Consider the following 3405-nt stretch of genomic DNA (forward strand, 5'->3'; position numbering starts at 1 on the left):
ATCCAGGCGCTGGTGGCGCCATCGTCACTCGGCATGCCCCGGCGCGCCGTGGTCGGCTGGGACCCGAACCGGCTGTCGATGGTGCTCGCCGTGCTGGAGGCCCATGGCGGCATCCGGCTCGGGAGCCACGACGTCTACCTGAACGTGGCGGGGGGCCTGCGCATCACCGAGCCGGCGGCGGATCTGGCGGTGGCGGCCGCCCTGGTCTCCTCCCTGTCGGGGGCGGTGCTGCCGCCGGAGACCGTGTATTTCGGCGAGATCGGCCTGTCGGGGGCGATCCGGCCGGTCGCCCAGGCCGGATCCCGGCTCAAGGAGGCCCAGAAGCTTGGCTTCGCCAAGGCCTTGATCCCGCAGGGCCGGGGCGAGGGCGAGAAGGCGCTGTCGGTGGAGACGCTGCGCCACATCGCCGATCTGGTGGCGGGGATCAGCGCGGGCGCGCCGCGGAAGGGGTCCGGGCAGCGCGGGCGGCAACAGGCACGCTACGCCGACGAGGAAATGTGAGGTCGCCGAACGACGGCCTGCGCCGGCAGGCTCCACACCGTTCGAGAGACGAGCGCGGGTTCCCTGTCCCACACGGGAGAGGGCGTGCGTGGCGCCGGGGCTGGTCTGTCAGCCGCCCGTGACGCTCATGTGCCGCGGCACGGCGGCCGGGCGCTGGCGCTCGATGACGAAGTCGTGGCCCTTGGGCTTGCGGGTGATCGCCTCGACCACGGCCGCGGCCAGCACCGCGTCGTCCTGGGAGGCGCGCAGCACCGCCCGCAGATCGGCCGAGTCCTCCTGACCGAGGCACATGTAGAGCTGGCCGGTGCAGGTCAGGCGCACCCGGTTGCAGCTCTCGCAGAAATTATGGGTCAGCGGCGTGATGAAGCCGAGCTTCCCGCCGGTCTCCTCGACGCGCACGTAACGCGCCGGGCCGCCGGTGCGGTCGGGCAGCGGCGTGAGGGTGTAGCGGGTCTCCAGGCGCTGCCGGGCCACCGACAGGGGGAGGAACTGGTCGGTCCGGTCCGCCTCGATCTCGCCGAGCGGCATGACCTCGATCAGCGTCATGTCCATGCCGAGGCCGTGCGCCCAGGCGATCATGTCGGGGATCTCGTCGGCGTTGACGTCGCGCAGCGCCACCGCGTTGATCTTGACCTTCATCCCGGCGGCCCGCGCCGCCGCGATGCCGTCGAGCACCACCGCGAGATCGCCCCGGCGGGTGATCTCCCGGAACTTGTCGGGGTCGAGGGTGTCCAGCGAGACGTTGATCCGGCGCACGCCGAGGCTCGCCAGCTCGTCCGCGTAGCGCGTGAGCTGCGTGCCGTTGGTGGTCAGCGTCAGCTCCTCCAGCGCGCCGGAATCGAGGTGGCGCGAGAGGCGGCGGAACAGGTGCATGATATCGCGCCGCACCAGCGGCTCGCCGCCGGTGATCCGGAGCTTGCGGACGCCCCGGGCGATGAACACGCCGCAGAGCCGGTCCAGCTCCTCCAGGGTCAGCAGATCGCGCTTGGGCAGGAACTGCATGTGCTCGGACATGCAGTAGGCGCAGCGCAGATCGCAACGATCCGTCACCGAGATGCGCAGATACGAAATCGCCCGCTGGAACGGGTCGATCAGCGGGGCGGGCCCGGCGGGCACGCCGACCGCGGACGTCTGCGGCGTCAGGGAGCTGTCATCGAGCATCGTCCGGCATATGATGTCCCGGACGGTCGCGGGCAAGCAGGTCCCGCGCCGCAGCCCCAGATTGCGTGAGGAGTGTGACCCGTGAGCGAGGATCTGTGGCCGACCGAGATCCGCCTGTCGGCCGATCGGCGGGTGCTCAACGTCGCCTTCGAGGACGGGGCGCGCTTCGCCCTGCCGGCCGAGTACCTGCGCGTGTCGAGCCCCTCGGCCGAGGTGCAGGGCCACTCACCGCTGGAGCGCAAGGTGATCGGCGGCAAGCGGTCCGTGGCGATCCTGGCGGTGGAGCCGATCGGCAACTACGCGGTGAAGCTCGGCTTCGACGACATGCACGACACCGGCATCTACGGCTGGGGCTACCTCCACACCCTCGGCCGCGAGTACGAGACGCGCTGGACCACCTATCTCGGCGAACTCGCCGAGCGCGGCCTCGACCGCGACACGGCGCGGCAGGCTTCGGTCAAGTCCGGCGGGGGCTGCGGCTCGGGTTCGTGCGGGTGCCATTGAGGGCCGCGGCGGACGCTTCCCGCCGCACCGGTTCCGGCGCGGCTCGGCGGCTGAAGCCGCGCCACCCTGGGGCGTCGCGCCGCGTGCGCGAGGACGGCGTGGGTCACTGCGCCGCCCGGTAGGCCGAAGCCTTGCATCGCCATGACGGCACACCGACCGCTTCCCTTGGAGCCGCCATGGCCTTCGCCTGCACCATCCCAGCCGTCCCGACCGTCCAGCAGGACGACGCCACCGTGCGCATCACCCGCTGGGACTTCCCGCCGGGCGCCGTGACCGGCTGGCACGAGCACGGCTGGCCCTACTTCGTGGTGATGCTGATGGATGGGATCCTGCGCGTCCACGACGGCACGGCGGTGAGCGAGACGGCGCTCGCGGCCGGCCAATCCTACATGCGCCCGGCCGGCATCCGGCACGACGTGATGAACGGCTCGGACCACCCGATCGCCTTCGTGGAGATCGAGGTGAAGCGCCCGGACGCGCTGGTGATCCTGCCGGGCGCCTGAACGCGAAAGGGCCGACCTGTGACGGTCGGCCCCTCCCAAAGGTCCGAACGCCTCAGCGCTGGACGATGACCTTCGTGCCGACCTTGGCGCGGGTGTAAAGGTCCGTCACGTCGTCGTTGGTCATGCGGATGCAGCCCGACGAGACGGCGGTGCCGATGGTCTCCGGCTCATTGGAGCCGTGGATCCGGTAGATCGAGCCGCCGAGATACATGGCGCGGGCGCCCAGCGGGTTCTCGAGGCCGCCCTTCATGTAGCGCGGCAGGTCGGGCCGGCGCTTCAGCATGGTCGACGGCGGGCGCCAATCCGGCCACTCGCGCTTCATCGTGATGGTCTGCACGCCACCCCAGGTGAAGCCCGGCCGGCCGACGCCGACGCCGTAACGCAGGGCCTGACCGCCGCCCAGCACGTAGTAGAGCCGGCGCTCGGCAGTGGAGACGACGATCGTGCCGGCGCCGTAGGGGCCGTTATAGGCCACCGTCTCGCGCGGGATCGCCGACATCTGCGGGACCGCGGCGTCGGCGTTCAGCGGGTCGGCGGGGTTGAGCGAGGCGTTCGCCACCGGCACCGCAACCGTCTCGACGGCCTGCGGGCGCACGCGCACGGTGAGCGCGTCGTTCAGGGGCTGGCGGGTCAGCGGGTCGATCTCGTAAGCCAGAAACCGCGCGGCGGAGGCGGCCACGCCCAAAAGCCCGATCAGGGCGGGGGAGAAACGACGCATCAAAGCTTCTCGGGGCAG

The 3405-nt window shown here is 71.3% G+C and carries 5 protein-coding genes; 3 read left to right on the forward strand and 2 right to left on the reverse strand.

Translation table 11 applies throughout. From position 1 onward, the window contains the following. On the forward strand, nt 1-501 hold a 501-nt coding region (locus I53_RS29450), incomplete at its 5' end, for a magnesium chelatase domain-containing protein (RefSeq protein ID WP_043357792.1). Between the two features lie 108 nt (nt 502-609). Here the strand turns inward: I53_RS29450 and moaA are convergent. Next, complete coding sequence (gene moaA, locus I53_RS29455) at nt 610-1662, reverse strand: GTP 3',8-cyclase MoaA (protein WP_043357795.1); 1053 nt, start codon at nt 1660-1662, stop codon at nt 610-612. 81 nt (nt 1663-1743) lie between these two features. On the opposite strand from moaA, the gene I53_RS29460 reads away from it, so the two are divergent. Next, complete coding sequence (locus I53_RS29460; RefSeq protein WP_043357798.1) at nt 1744-2166, forward strand: gamma-butyrobetaine hydroxylase-like domain-containing protein; 423 nt, start codon at nt 1744-1746, stop codon at nt 2164-2166. Nucleotides 2167-2342: 176 nt separating this feature from the next. Beyond that, the gene (locus tag I53_RS29465) at nt 2343-2669 is read left to right on the forward strand and encodes a cupin domain-containing protein (RefSeq protein ID WP_043357801.1); all 327 of its coding nucleotides are present in this window, start codon (nt 2343-2345) and stop codon (nt 2667-2669) included. Nucleotides 2670-2721: 52 nt separating this feature from the next. On the opposite strand, the gene I53_RS29470 is transcribed toward I53_RS29465, so the two are convergent. Continuing rightward, nucleotides 2722-3387, reverse strand: coding sequence for a L,D-transpeptidase (locus I53_RS29470; RefSeq protein ID WP_043357803.1), 666 nt, complete (start codon nt 3385-3387; stop codon nt 2722-2724). Nucleotides 3388-3405 lie beyond the last annotated feature (18 nt).

This window comes from Methylobacterium sp. B1 (assembly GCF_000333255.1).
Classification (GTDB): Bacteria; Pseudomonadota; Alphaproteobacteria; order Rhizobiales; family Beijerinckiaceae; genus Methylobacterium; species Methylobacterium fujisawaense.